This is a genomic window from Paenibacillus sp. FSL R7-0273 (genome assembly GCF_000758625.1).
In the GTDB taxonomy this organism is placed as follows: Bacteria; Bacillota; Bacilli; order Paenibacillales; family Paenibacillaceae; genus Paenibacillus_AQ.
In genome coordinates this window covers 27206-48641 of sequence record NZ_CP009283.1, presented here as the reverse complement: position 1 = coordinate 48641, position 21436 = coordinate 27206, and the positions used below count along the sequence as shown (strand labels likewise).

Here is a 21436-nt window from a genome sequence, read left to right as displayed (position 1 = left end):
GCCGTTTCACTCCTTCTTCGTTGGTCTCTTGCTGCCGGCTGCCTTAAGGAAACAGGCGCAGCTTCCCAAGCTTGTCCGCAAGCTTAGGGCCGAAGCCCGGCAGCTGGCGCAGCTCGCTCTCGCTTAGCAGCCGCAGCCTGACTGCGCCTAGCGCAAAAACAAGGCAGCCCGCCAGCACGCCCAGCAGCGTCTGTGCCAGGCTGGCCATCCGCCCGCCGCCCAAGCCGGCGGCGTCAAGCGCCAGGGCCGCGCCGCTGCTCACGGCGGCGGCAGCAAGCCCCAGGCCCGCGAGCAGCAGCGCGGGCCGCAGCAGGGCATCTGCGAGGCGCAGCCGCAGATGGCCCTGCCGGTGCAGCAGCAGCACGTTCAGCGCTGCTGCGAACCCGTGCGCCGCCACGCTGGCGATGGCGGCGCCGGTAATGCCCTGCTGCGGCACCAGCAGCAGGTTGAGGGCCGCCTTCAGCACGGCGGCGGCCAGCAGGTGCAGCGCCGGCGCGCGCACGGCGCCCAGGCCCTGCAGCAGCGCGGCAGAGATGATGCTGACGGTACCGCCGGCGGCGGTGAAGGCCAGCCAGATCATCGTGCCGCTGCCTGCGGCATCGCCGTACAGAGCCACGTTAACCGGCTCTGCCAAGACCGCCAGGCCGACCGAAGCGGCCAGGCCCAGCAGCCAGAACCAGCGCAGCGACAGGCTGCAGCGGGTTCTTATCAAAGCGTCATCCCCGCGGTACTTCGCCTCCGCGAGGGCGGGAATGAAGACGACCGCCAGCGAGGTCGCCAGCATTGTCACGATCTGCACGAGCGGCAGACCCCGGTTATAGATGCCGAACTGGGACATTGAAGCCGTCTCGCCGTAGGCAGAGGACAGCAGCCTCGGGACGGTGAACACATCGACCAGCCCGATCAGCGGCACAGCCAGCGCCCCCAGCATCACCGGCAGCCCGTAAGCCAGCAGCTGAAGGGCGCCCGCCCGTTTGAACCCGCCCGCAGCCGCAGTAGTAGAGCGGTCGCTTACAAGCCTCTCATCAGCCGGCTCGGGCAAGGCAGCACCGTCCTGGCCGGAGAGCCGTCCGTCCGCATGCTTGCTGTGCCTTCTCCAAAATAGCAGCATGACCACCAGTCCGGCTGCACCGCCAGCTGCCGAGCCGAGCAGCGCACCTGCTGCAATCTCCGCTGCCCCGGCCCCGCTGCCGGTCAGATACAGCAGCAGTGCAATCATGACAATGACACGCACCGACTGCTCCGTAACCTGTGAAACGGCTGTGGGCACCATATTATGTAGCCCCTGAAAATAGCCGCGCATGGCAGCCATAAGCGGAACAACCGCCAGCCCCAAGGCACTGGTATGCAGAGCCGGAATAATATGTGAGTTTCCGACCCAGCCGGCAATAACAGGAGCTCCGGCATAGGTAAGCAGCCCGATAAGCAGTCCGCAGGCGGCGGTTAGAACCGCCGACAGCCGGAGAATCCGTCTTCCCTCGGCCTCGCTCCCGCCGGCTGAGGCCTCGGCTACAAATTTGGAGATGGCTGACGGGAGGCCCAGCATGGCGATTGTTATCAGCATGGTGTAAAGCGGATTTACTGTATTATAGATGCCGAATACAGCATCACCGCCCAGATTCTGCAGCGGAATTTTTTGCAGCGTACCGATCAGCTTGGAGACGATCGCTGCCGCACTGAGAATAAAAGCCCCCTGCAGCAGCTTGGAGCCTGATGTGCCTGGTTTCATAATTTACCTGCTTCTGCAGCCATAACCGCTGTAATAGAATGAATTTCTCTATTATACCGCAAGCGGACAAACGGCAAAACCCCGCCTCCCTTTGATTATTCAATCAAAAGGAAAGCGGGGCCGGCAGCGCCAAGCCTTCTACTGCTCCATTTGCTTGCCCAGGAAAGCGGCAGCAGTCTCAGCCATCTTTACTTCCATCTGCGACATTTTGACGGATTCATCCTTGTTCATCAGCACCACACAGCCGATCGGGTCACCGCCCGAAATAATCGGTGCAGCAACATAGCTGGACAGCAGCTCCGAATGATCCTTGCTGATGTCGTAATTTCCGTTGTTTGTCTCCAGCATGGTTTTACGGCTCTCCATAACCTTTTCAAGCAAGACTCCGACCTGCTTATCCAGATAATCCTTTTTGGAGCCGCCGGCCACTGTGATGAAGCTGTCTCTGTCCGTAATCATTGTAATATGTCCGGTACCCTCGTAGAGGGATTCCGCGTACTCTTTGGCAAAGTCGCCAAGCTCCCCGATCGGGGAATACTTCTTCAGTATGACTTCACCGTCGCGATCAACGAATATCTCCAGCGGATCACCTTCACGGATACGCAATGTACGTCTAATTTCTTTAGGAATAACAACACGGCCCAGGTCATCAATACGGCGAACAATACCAGTAGCTTTCATTTCACATGTTGCCCCGCTTTCTTAAGAAGTATGGTCCAACTACTGTCCATTAAGGGAAAGGATAATCCCAGTGATTTATCGTAATATCTGACCATAGTATTCATCTCTTCCCAGTTCCTTATACATTGCCGTACCTTAATTAAAATAATCACAAGTACAGGCGCTTTCCCCGGGTATTCATTCCAAGCTTGTGTTTGTTTGCGCTTTCGTATACATAGGGGCTAATACAAAAAAGCCACCCCTCGCCTGGAAGCGTCAGGATGGCTTGTCCGTTTAGTTGTTTATTGGGCTGCTTCAGTAGCTGCCGGTGTTGCGCTTGGTGCTGCGGTAGCCGCAGCTCCGGACTCATCAGCAGCTGCAGTGCTCTTAGGCAGATTGATTTCAATCTCCAGGGAGTCGAGCTCCTCATCAAGGAACTTCTCAAGGTTCTTTGAAGCAAGTGTGCTCTTGACCGTCTCCTTCTGCTCATCAGACAGCGAATCAAAGGCTGTCTCTGTCCGTGATTCCACTTCCATGATGTGATAACCGAAGCTGGTCTTTACCGGTTCGCTGATGGTATTCAGCGGCAGCGTCTGGGCAGCCTGCTTGAACTCTTCCACATAAGAGCCCAGTGCCTTATCTTTATATTCACCGCCTGCTTCAACAGAGCCGGTGTCATCGGAATACTCCTTGGCAACGGCAGCGAAATCTCCGCCGGCGTCAAGCTTGGCCTTAACTTCATTCGCCCGCTTCAGCGCATCCTCGTCGGTCCGTTCCTTGCCGTCGGCATCAGTCAGGCCAACCAGAACATGCCGCAGGGTAGCAACGGTATAATCACCTTTGGTCGCTTCGAATTCAGCCTTCAGATCCTCGTCGGTAATCTTGAGCAGCATATCCTGATACACAGTAAGCACCCGCACCATATAAGAGCGGATTTCCGCTTCGGTCAGATTCTGTTCCTTCAGCGTGCTTTCATAGGTGTCCCCAAGCGCCTCTTTCAGTGAGCCTACCTGCTCATCCGCTTCCTTCTCAGCCTGCTTCTTCGCATCTTCAGAGGCTTGTCCGGCCAGATACTCGAAGGCAACCTCCTGTTTCAGAATCGATTCCTTAAAGGCATCGATTTCCAGGTATGCTGCCTGCTGCGGGGACAGGAACTTCATAACCCGGGTGTCCAGATCAAATTCCTTCTCTGTAATCGTTCCGTCCTTGTAGGTTGCAACAGCCTGGCTGGTATCCTCGGCTGTATTAGCCGCATTGTTATTGCTGCTGCATGCAGACAGCATAGTGAAGGAAACGGCTGCGGCTAAAGATACCAGCAGCACTTTCCATGATTTCGCTTTATTTACTGACATTGTGTAGTTCTCCCTTCAATTTTAGCGACTCTTTCGCTGCAGCCAAAAACTGCTCCAGCTGATCAAGCAGCTCCTTGTCACTGAGTTCCTTGACCTTTATACGGATGCCGGCCTTGGCCTCCCTATCAAATTGTACACGTCTTTCGAATTGATTACCAACTTTAGCGAGCTTTGCGGTATCAAATGCGGCCGCACTCCCTTCATGGAAGTTAAGGGACACCTCATCACCGCGCCGGATCATGGATTCCATGCCGTACAGCTTGCCGTATACCTTCAACCGGGCAACCGACAGCAGATTAACGACGGCCTCAGGCAATTCGCCGAACCGGTCCAGCAGCTCATCCTCAAGCTCGTTAGCATCTTCAAAAGCAGTGACAGCGGCAACCTTTTTATAAATTTCGATTTTCTGGATGCTGTCGTAAATATACTCGGACGGAAGATACGCGTCAATCGACAAATCAATGACCGTATTGCCCTGCTTAAGCGAGGTATCCTCTTCTCCGAGCACCGTAACCTTCCGTTTGCGGATTTCCTCCGCAAGCATCTGGGAATACAGGTCGAAGCCGACAGATGCAATGAAGCCGTGCTGCTCTGCACCGAGCAAATTCCCTGCGCCGCGGATGGACAGATCGCGCATCGCTATTTTGAAGCCGGAACCGAGCTCCGTGAACTCTTTAATGGACTGCAGGCGCTTCTCGGCAACCTCTGTCAGCACTTTGTCCCGCTGGTAGGTGAAATAAGCATAGGCAATCCGGTTGGAGCGTCCGACGCGTCCGCGCAGCTGGTAGAGCTGGGACAGGCCCATTTTGTCGGCATCATGCACAATCAGAGTGTTTACGTTCGGAATATCGACCCCGGTCTCAATAATACTGGTGCTGACGAGCACATCATACTCCCCGTCGAGAAAATCAAGTATCGTCTTTTCCAGCTCGGATTCCGACATTTGCCCGTGGCCCACGCCAACCCGCGCTTCAGGGACCAGCATGGAAATCTGCGCTGCCATCTCATGAATGCCCTGCACCCGGTTATAGAGGTAATACACTTGTCCTCCACGGGCCAGCTCACGCTCTACAGCTTCACGGGTAAGGGTCTGGCTATGCTCAACGACATACGTCTGCACGGGAAAGCGGTTCTCCGGTGGCGTCTCAATGACTGACAAATCCCTTACGCCCAGCATAGACATGTGCAGTGTGCGCGGTATCGGGGTTGCGGTAAGTGTCAGGACATCGACATTTGTTTTCAGCTTTTTAAGCTTCTCTTTATGGGTTACTCCGAATCTCTGCTCTTCATCGACAATCAGCAGGCCCAGGTCTTTAAAGACCATATCCTGGGATAGCAGCCGGTGTGTTCCGATGACTACATCCACTGTCCCCTGCTTAACGCCTTTGATCGTTTCATTCTGCTCCTTGCGGCTGCGGAACCGGCTGAGCACCTGAATGTTGATCGGATAATTGCCAAAACGCTCGCGGAAAGTCTCGTAATGCTGCTGGGCCAGAATAGTCGTCGGCACCAGCACAGCTACCTGCTTGCCCTCAATAGCTGATTTGAACGCAGCGCGGATCGCCACTTCAGTCTTGCCATAGCCTACGTCCCCGCACAGCAGCCGGTCCATCGGACGGTTCTGCTCCATATCCTTCTTGATCTCTTCAATCGCCCGGAGCTGGTCGCGCGTCTCCTCATAAGGGAACATTTCCTCGAACTCACGCTGCTCCTGTGTATCCTTCTCGAAGCCGTAGCCCAGGGCGCTCTGCCGTTCTGCATACAGCTTGATCAGGTCATCGGCAATGTCCTGGACGGAGGAACGCACCTTGCTTGTGACCCTCGTCCACTCATTACCGCCAAGCTTGTATACCTTTGGCTCCTTGTCTTCCGAGCCGACATACTTCTGGATTAGGTCAATCTGGTCAATCGGCACCGACAGCTTGTCGCCGCCGGCGTACATGATGTGCATATAATCGCGGTGAATCCCGCTGACCTCAAGTGTGCCGATGCCCATATATTTACCGATACCATGATTCTGGTGGACAACATAATCACCAATTTTGAGCTCGGTATAGCTCTTGATCCGTTCAGCGTTGTCGATGCCCTTGGTCAGCTTGCGTGCTTTGCGCTGCTTCTGTGAGAACATTTCGCCTTCAGTGATAACGGCCAGATGAATGGACGGCAGCTCAAAGCCTGAGCCCAGATTACCCTGCAGCAGCGTCGGCTCCTCAATGCCGTAATCGTCGAGCACACGGCGGATGCGTTCCATCCGCTCTTCGCTGCTGGCCAGCATTACAACCTTCACGCCTGACTTGTGCCAGCGCTCCATTTCTGATTTCAGCACATTCATCTGCCCATGGAAATCCTGCATTCCGCGGCTGATGAAGCCAAGAATGTTCTGCGGCTGAATATGGGGAACCTGGCGCAGAAAAATCGACATAAACAGGCTCTGGAACGGCCTACGGTACATAACGGTATCATTATCAACGGAAAGATGCAGATCCGGCAGATTTTTGCCGTTCTGAAGCAGGTGAAGATTCCATTCTGACTCGTCGCGCTCCAGCTGCTTGGCTGTCTCCAGCAGTCTGGCCGGCTCATCCAGCACCAGCAGAGTGTCCTCAGCCATGTAATCATACAGATGGGTCCGCTCAGGATATAAGAGGCTGATATATTTATAGATTTCAGGGAAATAGGTGCCTTCCCGCAGCATTTCCAGCTCTCGGCCCATTTCCTCGCGCAGGCGCAGCTTGGCCTGACGGTCAGTCATCTTCTCCAGCTGATGCTCCAGCATCGCTGCAGCCGCCGATGCTGCCGAATCCAGCCGGGGCTGGTCTGCAATGATCTCTTTGGCAGGAGTGACTGTTACACTGCGGACTTTATCAATGGACCGCTGATCCGCAGGATCAAAGGTCCGGATGGAATCAACTTCATCATCAAACAGCTCCACCCGGTAAGCAAGCGGTGAGGTCATAGGATAGAAGTCAATGATGCCTCCGCGTACGCTTAGCTCGCCGCGGTTCTCTACACGTTCCACCCGCTCATAACCCATCTCAATCATCTTCATCAGGAAATCATCAAGCGCGAGAGTCCCGTCCTGCGATACAGTCAGCTGCGCCGCTGCCATTACATGCGGTGCCGGCAGCAGCCGGCGGACGCCGGAATACGGAACGACAACAACTCCGCGGAAGCCCTGGGCACACCGGGTAAGCACGTCAATCCGTTGGGCAAGCGTCTCCGGGCTGGAGACAGCCGCTTCGGCAGCAACCAGCTCGTTGGCCGGGTACAGCAGCACGCGGTCAGGGGAAAGCGCTTCCTGTAAATCCTCAGCCATCTTCTGGGCAGAGAACATATTATGGGTCACTACAAGCACCGGACGGGCGAGCTCTTCATGCAGCGCTGCCAGCATGATTTGTCTGGCTGAGCCGGACAGCCCCGAGATCAGCTGCTCCTTCATGCCTGCAGCTACACCGCGGGTAACCGATTGAAAATCAGGATCCTTGGAAAAAGCCTCTATAAGACCATGTAACAACTAAAGACACCTCTCTTACTGAACAGGCCGGGCAGTGACTGCTAGGTCACTGCCGCCCGTTTATGATGGGAATTGAAAACAAGCCTTAGCTTTTAAGGCCAAGGCTTACGGTTGACGACAGAGACAGCCGCTTCATTTACTGAAGCGGACTGGCCAGCAGGCTGAGCTCAGGATTGTTATCCAAGGCCTCTTTGCAATAATCGCAAGTAACCTTCACCGTGATTTCGCCGTCTGAATCATACGCTATGATCTCTCTGCGTTCCGCAGGGGTCAAGGAGTGCAAGCCCAGCTGCATTTCTGTGGTGCTGCTTTGGTCGATGCTCCCCAGAAATGTGCGGCAGTGCCTGCACACGTAGTGTATTGCCATCTATATGCCTCCTGAAGGTAGTATATACCCTTCAGTATGCCCCGTACGGGCTGTATTTAGCCCGGATCCGGGGACGTGGCCGCCGCTTCAATCAGCCGTTGAATTTGGCCATTGTCTGTTCAAAGGTATGCTGGAGACTGAACTCCAGTGCATCACAGGTATCCAGAATCATCGTTTTCAGCTTGTCAGCATCCTTCTTCGGGAAGCCGGACAGCACATAATCTACAATGGCATAGCCCGGCTCCGGCCGGGAGATCCCCATCCGTACCCGGTTGAAGCTCTGGGTGCCGGTATGCTGGATGATGGATTTGATTCCGTTATGCCCGCCGGCGCTGCCTTGATAACGCAGCCGGATTTTTCCGATTTCGGTATCCAGATCATCATATACTACGATCAGATCCTCAAGCGCCACTTTATAATATTCCATATAGGCACGGACCGCTTCTCCAGACAGGTTCATATACGTCATGGGCTTGATCAGGACGGTTTTGACCCCGCCGATCACCCCTTCACCAATCACCGATTTGCATTTGTTCTGGTTAAAGGCTATTCCGTTTCTGGCCGCAAGCTCGTCCAGTGCCATGAATCCGACATTGTGCCTGGTCTTGGCATACTGTGTTCCCGGATTTCCGAGTCCAACAATCCATTTCATGATTCCGGCCTATCCTTTCTATCCTCTCGTAAGCAGAAGAGTTCCGTTTTTGGTACAATAAGCTTTATACACTCCACAGACAGGTGATGAACGATGCCACATCAGGGAGAAATCTTAACGCTTCAGCGCCATTTCCAGTATCACATCCAATACGCTGTGCCTGTAGAGATCTACAGGGACGATGTATTCGTGGCAATTGGTGTAGTGACGGCCGTTGACGAGGGCTTTGCAGAGCTGGAAGGCACTCTTTACAACCGCGGCATCTTCACCTTTATTTCCCGTCCGGGGTACTAGGGGGCGTGTATACGCCGATAAGGGTTACATCTTCCGTCATCGGAGGTGTAACCCTTTTTTTACATATCAGAAGGTCAATTTATTCTTTATCGTCTTTACGGCTTGTCCTACTCAATCTCAAACAATTTACTGATCGACAATTCCTCATGGACACGGATAATAGCCTCACCCATCAGCGGAGCGACGGACAGCACCTTCAGCTTGGAGGTCGGATTATCGCTGCGGATCGGAATGGTATCGGTCACGATGATTTCCTTAATCGGAGAATTCTCCAGACGCTCGTGTGCCGGACCAGACAATACAGGATGGGTGCAGCAAGCGTAAACTTCCTTCACGCCGCCTTCCATCAGGGCATTGGCCCCGAGTACAATCGTTCCGGCTGTATCGATAATATCATCGATCAGAATCGCTGTCTTGCCTTCGATGTTACCGATGATGTTCATAACTTCACTGACATTCGGCTCCGGACGGCGCTTATCGATAATCGCCAGCGGTGCGTTAAGGAAGTCAGCGAGCTTTCTTGCCCGTACTACGCCGCCGTGGTCAGGCGATACAACAACCGGGTTCTCGATTTGCTTGGAGCGGAAATACTGGGCCAGAATCGGAACGCCCAGCAGGTGGTCCACAGGAATATCGAAGAAGCCCTGAATCTGCATAGCATGAAGGTCCATAGTAATGACGCGGTGCGCGCCTGCCTTCTCGATCAGGTTCGCTACCAGCTTGGCCGTAATCGGATCACGGGAACGTGCCTTGCGGTCCTGGCGCGCATAGCCGTAGTAAGGAATAACCACGTTGATGCTCTTAGCCGAGGCGCGCTTGAGCGCATCCACCATAACGAGCAGTTCCATCAGGTTATCGTTGACCGGGCCGCAGGTAGACTGGACAATGTAGACATGGCAGCCCCGGACACTTTCCGAAAGCTTAACCTGGATCTCTCCGTCACTAAAGCTTGTAGTGTGTGACTCCCCCATCGGAATGCCGATGTAGTCGGCAATCTGGCTGGCCAGCTTAGGATTGGAGTTACAAGTAAAGATCTTTAATTTGGAATCGCAATAAGTCATAAAATATAAACCCTCCGTGACGGAATTTAACTTCCAAGCAGCGCCGGAATGAGCCTCTGGGCATCGTCCGGCGCTTTGGCTTTGGCCTTTACGATGGACTAGGACTGGTCTTTCTTGGATTTGGCGCGGGCGCGGATCTTGTCTGCATACCCCGGCTTATTCTCCTGCCTTACTCTGGCTACTGCCAGATCATTATCCGCAACAGAGCGTGTAATCGTCGACCCTGCCACAACAAAAGCTCCCTTGCCTACCGTTACAGGAGCAATCAGATTGACGTTGCTGCCTATAAAGGCGTCATCCTCAATCGTTGTCTTTGATTTATTATATCCGTCATAGTTGACAGTAATAGCACCGCAGCCGATATTGACGTTCTTGCCGACTGACGCATCGCCGACATAGCTTAAGTGGGATACCTTGGAGCCGTCACCGATCGTGGCGTTCTTGACCTCGACAAAATCACCGATTTTCACTTCTTCGCCAAGCACCGCACCCGGCCGCAGGTAAGCGAAAGGTCCGACAGAGGCACGTGCCCCTACGATGGCCTGGCTCAGCACGGACTGCTTCACCGAAGCTCCGTCGTTAATTTCGGAATCTTCAATATCACTGGATGGGCCGATAACACAATCTTCCCCGATTACAGTCTTGCCCTTGAGCACTGTTCCCGGATACAGGATGGTATCTGCACCAATCACTACCTCTGCTCCAATGTAAGTCGAAGCCGGATCAATGATGGTGACTCCGTTCAGCATATGTGTCTTGTTAATCCGCTGGCGCATATGTCCCTCTACCTCAGACAGGGCGAGCCGGTCATTAACGCCAATAGACTCCGCAGCATCATGAGCCTGATATCCCAAAACGATATCCCCCTGTGCCCGGAGTATGCCGATACAATCGGTTAAATAGTATTCCTGCTGGTTATTGTTGTTCGTCACCTGCTCCAGCGCAGCGAACAGCTTAGCATTATCAAAGCAGTAGGTGCCTGTATTAATTTCCTTAACAGCCGCCTCTTCCGCATTGCAGTCCTTCTGTTCAACAATCCTCAGAACACCGCCGTCATCCCCGCGGATAATCCGTCCATAGCCGGCAGGCTGATCCATTACAGCAGTCAAAATCGTTGCTGCCGCCTGCTGTCCTTCATGCAGCGCCATTAATCCTTCCAGCGTTTCAGGCGTAATAAGCGGCGTATCCCCGCAAATGACAATCGTCGTGCCTTCTTCACCGCCAAGCAGCTCCTTGGCCTGCTTCACGGCATGCCCGGTTCCCAGCTGGGTTTCCTGAAGCACATATTCAGCGTTCCCGCCGATATAAGCCTTCACTGTTTCTGCACCATGTCCGACTACTACAATATTGCGTTCACATCCGGTCGCCTTAACGGTATCAAGCACATGCCCTACCATCGGCTTGCCGCAGACGGGGTGCAGTACTTTATATAATTTAGATTTCATGCGCTTGCCTTGACCTGCAGCAAGTACAACAGCCATTCTTTTCAAGAATGCCAACCTCCTACTTCTTGAGCTCACTACTGAATATATCTCATTCCGGGCAAAAAGAAAAGAGAACCATGCTGCCATGGTTCCCTTTTCTTCGAACCCCAATTGAAAACGGCCTGACCTTACGCCACCCCTTACGGGCAGGCGTTCTTCAGAGACAGCGCTTTACGCTTATGCTCCCTCTTCGATAACTTCCTCTTCTTCCGTAGCGGCGCGATCGTACTCGGCCAATACCGCAGATTGAATCTTCTCGCGTGTTCCCGAAGAAATCGGGTGTGCGATGTCGCGGAATTCACCGTCTGGTGTACGCTTGCTGGGCATCGCAACGAACATCCCGTTATTACCGTCGATGACGCGTATGTCATGAACAACAAACTCGTTATCGATGGTAATGGATGCGATTGCTTTCATTCTCCCCTCAGAGTTGACGCGGCGGAGTCTGACATCCGTAATTTGCATGTGTGTGTTCACCACCTTTTTCCATCAGAGACTTGGTGTATAATTCCACACAGCAAGGCAAATTCCTTCTTTTTGATTCCAAAAAATGACTGCTAAAGAAGATTATTTTTGCGATACCATTGTTTTCGACACATTTCGTGCTGTTTTCTAATGATTCCTCATATTTTCGACACTTTACTGCAAGATGCTAAACTAGGGCTTTATCCGACGCTAAGAGGAGAAATAGTTGCCGGGATGTGCAGAAATTCTCCGCCCCTTGGAATCCACCTCAGTCAGCTTCACCAGCGATACATAGTCATGCAGCAGACGCTCTTCAGTCTCCACTGCTCCTGACTCGACCAGCACACCTACTCCGGCAACCTCTGCGTTGAATTCGCCGAGCAGATCCACCATACCGCGTACAGTGCCGCCCGCCTTCATAAAGTCATCGACAATCAGCACCCGTGACTTCTCACGCAGCGCACGTCTCGACAGGGACATCGTATGAATGCTCTTATGCGAGCCGGACACATAATTAATGCTCACTGCTGAGCCTTCTGTCACCTGATGGTCACGGCGCACCAGCACTACGGGCAGGCCCAGCTGGGCTGCTGTAGCGTAGGCGAGCGGGATTCCTTTTGTCTCAACGGTCATTACGACGTCAATCTCCACACCGTAGAAGGCTGTTGCAATAATTTTGCCGGCCTGCTCCATTACTGAAGGAAGGCCGAGCAGATCGGACATGTACAAATAACCGCCGGGCAGAATCCGGTCACTCTGCTCCAGCTCCCCGCACAGACGGTTTACAAATTCCAGGGCCATCTCTGCAGGTATACGCGGAATATAACGGACCCCTCCGGCCGCACCGGCCAGTGTCTGCAGCTCGCCTATACCTTCACCTTCAAATACCTCTTTTATAATAGCCAGATCTTCACTAATGGATGACTTTGCCGCACCATACCGGTCCGAAAAGGTGGACAACGGCAGCAGGTCATGCGGCTTCTCAAGTAAAAACTGGGTCATATCAACCAAACGCTGGCTTCTTTTTAATTTTTTCACAGAATACTCCTCGCCAAAACCGAATATTATTAAAAATAATATCATTTTTGTACGGAATTACACAAGAAGAAACGGTTATGCCGCTCTTTTAGGGAGGATAACCGTTTCTGCATGGATTAAGTCAGGGAACGTACAGCATACACTTCCTTGCAAAAGCCGCGCAGCCCGTTGTAGATTCTCGCAACCTTGGACTGCTTCGAAACCAGGCCGAACACAGTCGGCCCGCTGCCGGACATCAGCACTCCGTCTGCTCCCAGCTTCACCATAGCTTCCTTGAGCTGCTGGACCTCAGGGTGCAGCTTCAGGGTCACATCCTCCAGCACATTGCCAAGACCGGCACAGACCGCCCCGAAGTCGCCAGCTTCAATCGCCTGCTGCATACCCGATGCGGAAGGATGCACGGCGATCTGATTAGCCCGCACGCGCCCGTATACCTCAGCAGTAGAGACGTTGATCGGAGGCTTGGCCAGAATGACCCAGCACTGCGGCGGGTTCGGGATCGGCGTGAGCTTCTCCCCCCGTCCGGTAGCCAGAGCAGTGCCTCCTGTGACACAGAACGGAACGTCGGAGCCAAGCTCGGCTCCGAGCTCCTGCAGCTCCTGAGAAGGAATACCAAGCCGCCAGAGCCGGTTCAGGCCGCGCAGCGTGGCTGCGGCATCACTGCTGCCGCCGGCAAGCCCGGCGGCAACCGGAATTCTTTTGTCCAGATGAATATGTACTCCGCTCTTTACATTGTAGCGGTCCTTAATCAGCCTTGCAGCCTGAAAGGCCAGGTTCTTCTCGTCTAGCGGAATATATCCGGCCTGGCTTGAGATGATAATGGAATCACGCTTCAGCTCCGACAGCTCCAGACGGTCCGCCAGATCGACCATTGTCATTATCATTTCCACTTCATGAAACCCGTCAGCGCGCTTACGAAGCACATCCAGCATCAAATTGATTTTGGCCGGCGCTTTCTCATACATTTTCAAGGCGTTCACCCACCCTCAGCTTTTCCCGTAAAAACAACTTAACATATTATATGAGAAACTTGTAATGAAGTCCATGATCAAAAGTCTTTATGGGAAAAAGAGGGGCTCCGCCACCAGGGCAGCCCCCCGCTTCCGGTACCGGCAAGAGCCTGCGGACTACAGCTCTGACTTACGGGCAGCCTGCTCGGCAAGCTGTATAGCCCGCTTCACCATATTGCCTGCATCCTTGGCCCGGATCCCGCCCCAGCCGTCCTTTTGCACCGTGTCATAGAAGCCAAGCTCCTTGGCCAGCTCTGTCTTCAGCTCCTCTGACATCATACCCCGTTTTCTGCGGCTCATAGGCTAAAGCCCTCCTTTGCAGTATTGGATAATAAGCTTATAGCCCTTATAGTATGCTGCCGCAGCCCCCAGTCCATTCCCGGTACCACCACTTACATCAACGCATCATTTCAAAACAAAAACAGTCCCTCAAAGGGACTGTCCTGTAAAACATTAAGCTTTAATATACACAACCTGCATCTGCCCGTCATCTTCACAGACTGTGATTTCCACAGATTCGGTAAGGATATCGGCGTAGCTATAGGAGACACGCTTAAAGGTCTGCTGCTCCTGATCCAGTTTGACAATAAAAACAGAAGGGTACGTTTCTTCCAGGACACCGGTGCGTTCAACAGTCTTACGGCGGCCACCGTTAGCCCGCAACGTAATTTTATGACCGACATGAGCTTCGAGACTGCGTTTAATTTCCAACAGCGCGTTATTAGCCATTACCTGACGACCACCTCTTTCCTTGTCCCATTATACAACTTTTCACAAACTTTGTCAAAACAAATAATTAATTATAGTTGATGCTAAAATAGTTGTCAACGGGATTTTTTTGAGATAATAGATTACCGTTTTATTGCAACTGTTATCTGCAACACAGGTATGATCAATATGAGGAAAGGTCACAGGTATTATGGAACCAAAAAAAGAGGAAGGACAGCATTAAGCTTATCCTTCCCCTCATATGCTTTTGTCATTCCCCGTACTGCCGAAAAAAGCTAAATGACCGAGGGCGTTACCTTCAGCGTAGACAGGTTCTGCAGCCGCGGCATGCCGATTCTGAAGCTTCCCCGTGTTTCAATGCCGCCCATCCCCTTGCTTCCGCTAATGGTGTGATTCAGCACATCTCCCAGGTTCACTGTCTCACGGACCGAGGTAAAAGCAGCCTTGGCTGCAACATAGACCGGGTCCAGCGCATGGATCAGGATTCTCCCCGGCGAGCTGGCAAAGTTGGCTCCAGTGCCAAGCAGCGCTTCAAAGTGGGACTGGCAGGCTCCGGCTACAATCGTAAGCGCATCAAAATTACGCTCATACTCCCGGGCGGCCTGAATTGCCGCTACAAAATGCTGTGAATTTTTGTAGCTGTTCAGGCTGTAAAGATCATAAGTATGGGTTTGCTTAAGCACACCGTCATGGCCTGTGATAACCACGATGTCCGGACGGACACGCGGAAGCAGCCGGTACAGCGTATCCGCCATTTTGGATTCATGCACGTGATGCCCTTCCGCCGGAATCCGCAGCTGCTCGTAGAGGCTCAGGCTTTTCCGCAGATAGAGCGGGTCCCCGTCCAGGTGCAGCACCTTGCCCGGCACTTCAAAATACGCTGCTTCCTTAGGGGCCTGCGCCCAACCTCCGGCCGCACTCTCGCCGCTGCGCTCGCTCTGCTCCTGGCGGTCCCTGCGCAGCTTGCTAAGGGACTCTGTAGCCTTAATCTGAGCCTGCTGCCCGCGCTCGGTAATCCGGGTAGGCGGCACCTGCACCAGATCATCCAGAGGGGAATCCGCCAGCAGGCGGAACTCAGTCCCCTTGATAACAGCTGCATTCTGCACTATATTTTCTACCCGGAAGGTCACATCTCCGCCATATGATTTACGAACGACCAAGTCTCCTAAATTCATTACAACACCACCTCTACCCCATCGTATGGGCAAAGGCCGCTGTTGGTTCATAAAAGGGCGCTATTTAACACCGGCAGCCAGCAATACCTCACTCAGCCGCGCATACTCGGCAATACTCAGCGTCTCGCCGCGGCGCACCGGATCAATTCCTGCTTCAGCCAGCAGCGCCTCCAGACGCTCCCGCCCCTCTCCCGGAAAGAAGCGGGCCTTAAGGTTGTTGGCAATGGTCTTGCGGCGCTGCGTAAAGGCGGCTTGCACCACATCGAAGAAATGCTTCTCATCGGCTACCTCCACAGGAGGCCGCTCACGCACCTTCAGCCGGATAACCGCAGATTCAACATTAGGCTGCGGAATAAACACAGTGCGGGGCACGATACAGACCAGCTCCGGCTCGCTGTAGTATTGGACTGCAATGCTGAGGCTGCCGTATTCCTTGCCGCCCGGTGAGGCTACCATACGCTCGGCTACCTCCTTCTGGATCATAACGACGATATTATCAAGCGGCAGCTTCTCCTCCAGCAGCTTCATAAGTATAGGTGTTGTCACATAATAAGGCAGATTGGCAACAACGCTTACCTTGTCCACTCCGGCAAAATCCTCAGCGAACAGCTCCTGCAGATTCACCTTTAATACATCATCATTGCGGACTTTAACATGAGGATATGCCGCCAGCACATCCCGCAGAATCGGGATCAGCCTGCGGTCGATTTCCACCGCTGTAACTGCGCCTGCCTCAAGGGCCAGCCGTTCTGTCAGCGCCCCGATGCCAGGCCCGATCTCAAGGGCACCTGAAGCTGAGCTGAGTCCGGCTGCGCCGACTATCTTGTCCAGAATGTTCTGGTCAACCAGAAAGTTCTGGCCCAGGCTTTTTTTAAATGAAAATCCGTACCGCTGAATAATTTCCTTCGTCCTTGTCGGGGACGAGATATGGTCATGTCCGCTCATGTAATGTTGCCTCCCTGATCAATTTGCTTGAGAGCCGTTTGAAACTCTTCCGGGGTGATCCCGAACATGGCCAGCCGCTTAAACAGCTGCTTGCCGTTACAGTAGCCAATGCCAAGTACATTGCCAAGCGCCATTCTCCGCTCTGCCGCTCTCGGGTGTACCAGCATCCCTGCAGCCATAAGCTCGTCCAGCCCGATTAGCGCAGGCGCTCCCTCAAAGGAGGTGTGCACATTGGCAAGCGCATGGCGTATCGCCTCTGGTGAAGCATTCTCCACTCCAATATCGCCCTTTCGGGTTGCGTCCTTCTCCGGAATAAAAGCATGCTTGCAGCCCGGCACCTTGGACGAAACAATCTTGCGTATGCGCTCACCGGCATGGTCGGGATCAGTTAGGATAATAATCCCTCTGCGCTCCATGGCCAGCGCAATTTTGGCAATGACCCTGCGGTCCACCGCAGAGCCGCCCGTCTCTATCGTATCGGCCTCTACCGCCCGCTTGACGGCAACCGTGTCGCTTTTGCCCTCGACTACAATCAGTTCTTTAATCATTGTTAAGCTCCCTTCGCTTACAGCAGAAACACAAAAAGAAGAGGATTCGCTCCCCTTCTTTTTGGCTAAAGAATGTATAAGTGATGAGCTAGCCCGTTCATAAAGTGCTACCCTCACTATATCGTATAAACCGTTAATTTGCAAAAGACTGCCGCCTTAATTCAGTTCCGGCTTCACGGGTCCAATCACATAGACTGTCCGGGATTTGCGTCCGAAATTACGGGCGTGGCTCAGTGAATCGTAGTAAACATCGATCTTATTGCCTTTAATGGCACCGCCTGTATCCTCTGCACGGCGGAATCCCAATCCCTCAATGTACACCCACCAGCCGATAGGAATAACATTTGGATCAACAGCAATAGTACGGCCTTCAGTTACGCGTGTTCCGGAAGCCGTTTTGGTTCCAATGCCTGGCTCTTCAGAAGAATATGCAGTCATCGATACATTTTTAATCATTTTCTTATACTGGAAATCTACGCCTGCCTTGTGCACGACGTTGGTTGTTGCCGCTACTTTTTTAGCTGAGCTGGAGGTAGTTGACTTGGTTTTCGTAGTGGTTGTCGCTGCAGCAACAACAGGTGTCGGAAGCTTCTTGGTACCAACGGCAATAATCTTGTCTTTGGTAACGGTCTGCACTTCCTTGCCGATCATGGTCTTGGAGACCAGCTCACCATCCTGATAGATCTTCTGGTAATGCTGGATGATGGCACCCGGCTTGCCTGCCTGTGCAACTCTTACGTCTCCCTTATACAGGGAAGGATCTGCGGTTTTGATGACCTTGAAGGGCAAGCTTACTGTCTGCTGTACCGTTTGCTTGGTAATACGGACAATCTTGACTTTCATGTCAGGTGTCACTGCGGTATCTAGCGAAGGGAAAATCTTGTCGTCGCCGTCCATGCTGTAGCCCAGCTTGGTAATGGCATCTCCGAGTGAGTCCTCGGTGGTATAAAGCGTCTTGGTCGCGCCGTCTGCAGTAAGCGTAAGCTTCTGGGCACGGGTAATGGTAACACGGTCGCCATCCTGTATTTCAGCGGTAAGGCCTATAGATACTACGTCATGCGGCGTCAGCGTAATCTGCTCCTTGGCCAGCACGTCGCTGAGCAGTGCTTCACGCGTTTCGAGCGTACGCACTTCTCCGTCTATTACTAAGTTAATTACTTTATTTCCCTGACCGTATACGTAGAGCATAATTAACAGCGCGATAACAATCGATACCGCACCTGCAAGCGAAAGTACGCGGGGATTCACTTGCTTTAACCGTAATGCGAAAGACCTGCTGGATGATTGCGAATCATGGGATACTTCTGGTTGGAATACGCCCATTCTCTCCATCCTCCTTACATAGCCCCGTCGTCCAAATAGTATATCAAAGTTGACTGAATCATATCTGACGAAACTAAGTTTGAGATTGCAACAGGATACGCCCGCATAACTTCAGCGTTTCCTGCTCATGGATCGCCTGCCCGGCATAAAGACTCCCAGAACCTGTTATATAACAGTATGCTGGGTACATCCGCGTTATTCATAACAAAAAAAGCCCAAAAGAGTTCTATAGAGGACTCTTTCGTGGCTTCTCCGGGTGTTAAGATACGCGGGAATGTGTATGCACGAGGTTTCCTCTCTTACTTGCGCTTACGGGGTTAGCTGTCGGGTTCGGGCATAAGAGAGACGCCCTATCTCAGGTCACCCGCTCACGGCGGTTGCCCTCAAATTCACCCCAAAGACCACGTGAAGAAATCAAATAAAGTCTGCGGCATTTCTCTGTTGTACTCTATGTACGCCCATGCGGCAGTGCATTATTGGTTCCCCCGTTCTCCATACGGAGACTCAGCGAGACGATTCATGATTCAGTGACTGTCACAGTAACAACAGCTCACTGCACTGAAAAGATGATATCCTGTTTTGATGCATGTTGTAAAGGACGGTTCAACCACGTTTACGCAAAAAAATGATTAAAATATTGTAATATTCGGCCATTTTAAGATTAAAAAGATTTAATATATCGCTTATACTTCTTTTTTCACCTGTTTTTCTCCGGATTTCAAACAATCCCAAATCGTTCCAGTGCGTTCGCATACGTAATTTCCGCTAATTCCTGTAAATCAATCCCTTTTATTTCCGCCGCTGCTTCTGCAACTAATTTTACATAACTGCTTTCATTCCGCTTGCCTCTGAAGGGGTGCGGAGTCAGATACGGGGAGTCTGTTTCGATCAGCAGCCGGTCCAGCGGAGTCTTAGCCAGCACCTCTTTTGGCACCCTGGCATTCTTAAACGTGACCGGTCCGCCGAAGCCCAGATGGAAGCCTAGATCAAGACACATTTTTGCCGTTTCCCAGCTTCCGGAGAAGGAATGCATAACACCGCCCACTTCATTGGCCTTCTCCTCCCGCAGAATCCGGACGACATCCTCATGGGCGTCACGGTTATGGATACAGATTGGCATGTTCAGCTCGCGGGCCAGCCCGATTTGCTTACGGAGCACCTCATGCTGCACTTCTTTCGGGGAAGTATCCCAGTAATAATCCAGCCCGATTTCCCCGATGGCCACTACCTTGGGGTGACTGCAGAGCGAAGCGATCCATTCCAGATCCCCGTCCTTCATGTCAATCGCATCGACCGGATGCCAGCCGACGGCTGCATAAATATAATCATAGGTCTCTGCCAGCTTCATGGTGGTCGGGATCGTCTCCCGGTTGAAGCCGATATTAATCATCTTCGTCACTCCGGCCTCTCTCGCCCGGGCGATAACCTCCTCGCGGTCCTCGTCGAATTGCGGAGCATCCAGATGGGTGTGTGTGTCAAATAAGCGCATCATGCAGCTTCCTTTCTGTCCTTATTTCTATGATGAATACCAACTTTTTTTGTATTATTTTGCAAAAATCTCAGCGATGGAGGGCGGCAGCTGTGAAAGAGCTTTCTGCAGCTTATCCTGCGGGAAATAGAGATGATACCTGCCGCGGTGAATCCCGCTTATAGAGCGGACAATATCAGAGACCTCGGAGATTTCCTTCAGCCTGTCATGGCGGTCAAGCAGCAGAATCTGTTTGCTGTCAAAAGCATCACCCGGCCGGAATACATCATAGGGGAGATCTGTCGGAAAATCAATTTCCAGGTCATATTCTGCATTCAGCCCGGCTGCGGCAAAGCTGCGGCGGATTTCGTCAATTGTCTCGGTATCCAGATTGTCGGTCTGTACATATTTATACAGTTTACGATGTATAAAACGGCTGCACAAGTCGCTTAGCAGCTCATCCTGCTCAAGGGTCCACTGCATAAAGGCGGTCTGTATCATCGCTTCATCCAGCAGCAGGTACTGCTGCACGGTTACCTCGCTTCTGAATAAGTCACTTAGCGGTTCAATCATGAAGCCGAAGGAATATCCTGACTGGAAGAGCTCCTTGGCTCTGCGCAGGATCTGCCGCAAAATAATCTCCGAGCTGCGGGTCACCGGATGAAAATAGACCTGCCAGTACATCTGGTAACGGGACATCAGATAATCCTCTATGGCATGCATTCCTGATTCCTTAACCACAACCCTGCCATCATAGGGGCGCAGCATTCTTAGAATCCGGTCAATATCAATCGTTCCGTAGTTAACTCCGGTGTAATAGGCATCCCGCAGCAGATAATCCATCCGGTCGGCATCAAGCGGGCCCGATACCAGATTGACGACAATCTCATGCTCATAGGTTTTGGCGATTACCGAAGCCACCTTCTGCGGAAAATCCTCGGCTACCTCCTTTAGAATTGCTGTAATTTCTGTGTCCTCCAGAATAATCCGGCAGGTCCAGTCCTCATGATTCATTTCAAACGCTTCTTCTATAGAATGGGAAAACGGGCCGTGTCCCAGATCATGCAGCAGGGCTGCACACAGGGTCAGCAGGCTTTCCTCCGGCATCCAGTCCTTATAACCGCTCCGCTCAAACTGTGAAATAATTCTCCTTGTAATTTCGTACACTCCCAGCGAGTGAGAGAACCGGCTGTGCTCCGCACCGTGAAAGGTGAGGTAAGAGGTGCCGAGCTGGCGGATCCGCCGCAGGCGCTGGAACTCCTTCGTATTAATCAGACGCCAGATAATCGTTTCCTGAACATGAACATAATTGTGAACCGGGTCTTTAAAAACCTTTTCCTCTGACAGCAGCTGTTTCATGGGATCAACTCCTTTTCCATAATTTAATTAGTAATTGATTGGAATTAAGTCTATAATAATGAATTATGTCATAGTTTGTCGAATAATGACATTTTAGATATTCACAAATCGACAACCGATTTTAATGCGCTTTTCCGGGGAACCGGGATAACTGCAGGGATTACAAAAGTTTTCTATCAAAAATTCCTTAAAATTAGTCACAAAAAAGGTTGACTGTTTTGGGAATGGTTGGTATTATAAGTATCATAAAACGGTGAACAATGTCG

General features: G+C 52.4%; 20 protein-coding genes and 1 riboswitch. Of the genes, 1 reads left to right on the top strand and 19 read right to left on the bottom strand.

Going from position 1 to position 21436, the window contains the following annotated elements:
* Nucleotides 1–43: 43 nt before the first annotated feature.
* The 6 genes from R70723_RS00225 to pth all read right to left on the bottom strand — a co-directional run bounded on the left by R70723_RS00225 (nucleotide 44) and on the right by pth (nucleotide 8271).
* Complete coding sequence (locus tag R70723_RS00225) at nucleotides 44–1729, bottom strand: putative polysaccharide biosynthesis protein (RefSeq protein WP_039868880.1); 1686 nt, start codon at nucleotides 1727–1729, stop codon at nucleotides 44–46.
* 138 nt (nucleotides 1730–1867) lie between these two features.
* Complete coding sequence (gene spoVT, locus R70723_RS00220) at nucleotides 1868–2410, bottom strand: stage V sporulation protein T (protein ID WP_039868879.1); 543 nt, start codon at nucleotides 2408–2410, stop codon at nucleotides 1868–1870.
* Between the two features lie 281 nt (nucleotides 2411–2691).
* The gene (locus tag R70723_RS00215) at nucleotides 2692–3741 is read right to left on the bottom strand and encodes a peptidylprolyl isomerase (protein ID WP_039868878.1); all 1050 of its coding nucleotides are present in this window, start codon (nucleotides 3739–3741) and stop codon (nucleotides 2692–2694) included.
* Entirely contained in the window at nucleotides 3728–7252 is a 3525-nt protein-coding gene (mfd, locus tag R70723_RS00210; RefSeq protein WP_039868877.1) for a transcription-repair coupling factor, read from the bottom strand. Before mfd ends, R70723_RS00215 begins: the two co-directional genes overlap by 14 nt.
* 136 nt (nucleotides 7253–7388) lie before the next feature.
* Nucleotides 7389–7619: an anti-sigma-F factor Fin gene (locus tag R70723_RS00205; RefSeq protein WP_039868876.1), complete on the bottom strand. Its 231-nt coding sequence runs from the start codon at nucleotides 7617–7619 to the stop codon at nucleotides 7389–7391.
* A 91-nt stretch (nucleotides 7620–7710) separates the two neighbouring features.
* A complete protein-coding gene (gene pth / locus R70723_RS00200) occupies nucleotides 7711–8271 on the bottom strand; it encodes an aminoacyl-tRNA hydrolase (RefSeq protein ID WP_039868874.1) in 561 nt (186 codons plus the stop codon).
* A 93-nt stretch (nucleotides 8272–8364) separates the two neighbouring features.
* On the opposite strand from pth, the gene R70723_RS00195 reads away from it, so the two are divergent.
* Nucleotides 8365–8565 carry a hypothetical protein gene (locus R70723_RS00195; protein ID WP_039868872.1) on the top strand — a complete coding sequence of 67 codons (201 nt, stop codon included), beginning with the start codon at nucleotides 8365–8367 and terminating at the stop codon, nucleotides 8563–8565.
* A gap of 107 nt (nucleotides 8566–8672) precedes the next feature.
* Here R70723_RS00195 and R70723_RS00190 read toward each other — a convergent pair whose 3' ends face one another.
* From R70723_RS00190 to R70723_RS00130, 13 genes are all read right to left on the bottom strand, one after another.
* On the bottom strand, nucleotides 8673–9626 hold the full coding sequence (locus tag R70723_RS00190; RefSeq protein ID WP_039868871.1) for a ribose-phosphate diphosphokinase: 954 nt from the start codon (nucleotides 9624–9626) through the stop codon (nucleotides 8673–8675).
* Between the two features lie 98 nt (nucleotides 9627–9724).
* Nucleotides 9725–11116, bottom strand: a complete 1392-nt coding sequence (glmU, locus tag R70723_RS00185; protein ID WP_039868868.1) for a bifunctional UDP-N-acetylglucosamine diphosphorylase/glucosamine-1-phosphate N-acetyltransferase GlmU — start codon at nucleotides 11114–11116, stop codon at nucleotides 9725–9727.
* Nucleotides 11117–11287: 171 nt separating this feature from the next.
* Entirely contained in the window at nucleotides 11288–11575 is a 288-nt protein-coding gene (spoVG, locus tag R70723_RS00180) for a septation regulator SpoVG (RefSeq protein WP_020425826.1), read from the bottom strand.
* A gap of 210 nt (nucleotides 11576–11785) precedes the next feature.
* A complete protein-coding gene (gene purR, locus R70723_RS00175; protein WP_039868860.1) occupies nucleotides 11786–12613 on the bottom strand; it encodes a pur operon repressor in 828 nt (275 codons plus the stop codon).
* A gap of 116 nt (nucleotides 12614–12729) precedes the next feature.
* Entirely contained in the window at nucleotides 12730–13584 is an 855-nt protein-coding gene (gene ispE, locus R70723_RS00170) for a 4-(cytidine 5'-diphospho)-2-C-methyl-D-erythritol kinase (RefSeq protein ID WP_039868858.1), read from the bottom strand.
* Between the two features lie 156 nt (nucleotides 13585–13740).
* The gene (locus R70723_RS00165) at nucleotides 13741–13923 is read right to left on the bottom strand and encodes a small, acid-soluble spore protein, alpha/beta type (protein ID WP_039868856.1); all 183 of its coding nucleotides are present in this window, start codon (nucleotides 13921–13923) and stop codon (nucleotides 13741–13743) included.
* 153 nt (nucleotides 13924–14076) lie between these two features.
* Nucleotides 14077–14352, bottom strand: coding sequence for a biofilm formation stimulator Veg (gene veg, locus R70723_RS00160; RefSeq protein ID WP_039868855.1), 276 nt, complete (start codon nucleotides 14350–14352; stop codon nucleotides 14077–14079).
* Nucleotides 14353–14627: 275 nt separating this feature from the next.
* The gene (gene yabG / locus R70723_RS00155) at nucleotides 14628–15527 is read right to left on the bottom strand and encodes a sporulation peptidase YabG (protein WP_039868853.1); all 900 of its coding nucleotides are present in this window, start codon (nucleotides 15525–15527) and stop codon (nucleotides 14628–14630) included.
* 60 nt (nucleotides 15528–15587) lie between these two features.
* On the bottom strand, nucleotides 15588–16472 hold the full coding sequence (gene rsmA / locus R70723_RS00150; RefSeq protein ID WP_039868852.1) for a 16S rRNA (adenine(1518)-N(6)/adenine(1519)-N(6))-dimethyltransferase RsmA: 885 nt from the start codon (nucleotides 16470–16472) through the stop codon (nucleotides 15588–15590).
* A complete protein-coding gene (gene rnmV / locus R70723_RS00145) occupies nucleotides 16469–17020 on the bottom strand; it encodes a ribonuclease M5 (RefSeq protein WP_039868850.1) in 552 nt (183 codons plus the stop codon). Before rnmV ends, rsmA begins: the two co-directional genes overlap by 4 nt.
* Before the next feature lie 156 nt (nucleotides 17021–17176).
* Nucleotides 17177–18343, bottom strand: a complete 1167-nt coding sequence (locus R70723_RS00140; protein ID WP_039868849.1) for a resuscitation-promoting factor — start codon at nucleotides 18341–18343, stop codon at nucleotides 17177–17179.
* Between the two features lie 291 nt (nucleotides 18344–18634).
* Nucleotides 18635–18863, bottom strand: a riboswitch (cyclic di-AMP (ydaO/yuaA leader).
* 198 nt (nucleotides 18864–19061) lie between these two features.
* Nucleotides 19062–19832: a TatD family hydrolase gene (locus R70723_RS00135; RefSeq protein WP_039868848.1), complete on the bottom strand. Its 771-nt coding sequence runs from the start codon at nucleotides 19830–19832 to the stop codon at nucleotides 19062–19064.
* Nucleotides 19833–19886: 54 nt separating this feature from the next.
* A complete protein-coding gene (locus R70723_RS00130; RefSeq protein WP_039868846.1) occupies nucleotides 19887–21170 on the bottom strand; it encodes an HD domain-containing protein in 1284 nt (427 codons plus the stop codon).
* Nucleotides 21171–21436: the final 266 nt, after the last annotated feature.

Bases quoted from the DNA above. Each gene is read 5' to 3' on its own strand.
- R70723_RS00225 (WP_039868880.1), bottom strand. From the start codon at position 1,729: ATGAAACCAGGCACATCAGGCTCCAAGCTGCTGCAGGGGGCTTTTATT.
- spoVT (WP_039868879.1), bottom strand. From the start codon at position 2,410: ATGAAAGCTACTGGTATTGTTCGCCGTATTGATGACCTGGGCCGTGTT.
- R70723_RS00215 (WP_039868878.1), bottom strand. From the start codon at position 3,741: ATGTCAGTAAATAAAGCGAAATCATGGAAAGTGCTGCTGGTATCTTTA.
- R70723_RS00205 (WP_039868876.1), bottom strand. From the start codon at position 7,619: ATGGCAATACACTACGTGTGCAGGCACTGCCGCACATTTCTGGGGAGC.
- pth (WP_039868874.1), bottom strand. From the start codon at position 8,271: ATGAAATGGATTGTTGGACTCGGAAATCCGGGAACACAGTATGCCAAG.
- R70723_RS00195 (WP_039868872.1), top strand. From the start codon at position 8,365: ATGCCACATCAGGGAGAAATCTTAACGCTTCAGCGCCATTTCCAGTAT.
- R70723_RS00190 (WP_039868871.1), bottom strand. From the start codon at position 9,626: ATGACTTATTGCGATTCCAAATTAAAGATCTTTACTTGTAACTCCAAT.
- spoVG (WP_020425826.1), bottom strand. From the start codon at position 11,575: ATGCAAATTACGGATGTCAGACTCCGCCGCGTCAACTCTGAGGGGAGA.
- R70723_RS00165 (WP_039868856.1), bottom strand. From the start codon at position 13,923: ATGAGCCGCAGAAAACGGGGTATGATGTCAGAGGAGCTGAAGACAGAG.
- veg (WP_039868855.1), bottom strand. From the start codon at position 14,352: ATGGCTAATAACGCGCTGTTGGAAATTAAACGCAGTCTCGAAGCTCAT.
- yabG (WP_039868853.1), bottom strand. From the start codon at position 15,527: ATGAATTTAGGAGACTTGGTCGTTCGTAAATCATATGGCGGAGATGTG.
- rsmA (WP_039868852.1), bottom strand. From the start codon at position 16,472: ATGAGCGGACATGACCATATCTCGTCCCCGACAAGGACGAAGGAAATT.
- rnmV (WP_039868850.1), bottom strand. From the start codon at position 17,020: ATGATTAAAGAACTGATTGTAGTCGAGGGCAAAAGCGACACGGTTGCC.
- R70723_RS00140 (WP_039868849.1), bottom strand. From the start codon at position 18,343: ATGGGCGTATTCCAACCAGAAGTATCCCATGATTCGCAATCATCCAGC.
- R70723_RS00135 (WP_039868848.1), bottom strand. From the start codon at position 19,832: ATGCGCTTATTTGACACACACACCCATCTGGATGCTCCGCAATTCGAC.
- R70723_RS00130 (WP_039868846.1), bottom strand. From the start codon at position 21,170: ATGAAACAGCTGCTGTCAGAGGAAAAGGTTTTTAAAGACCCGGTTCAC.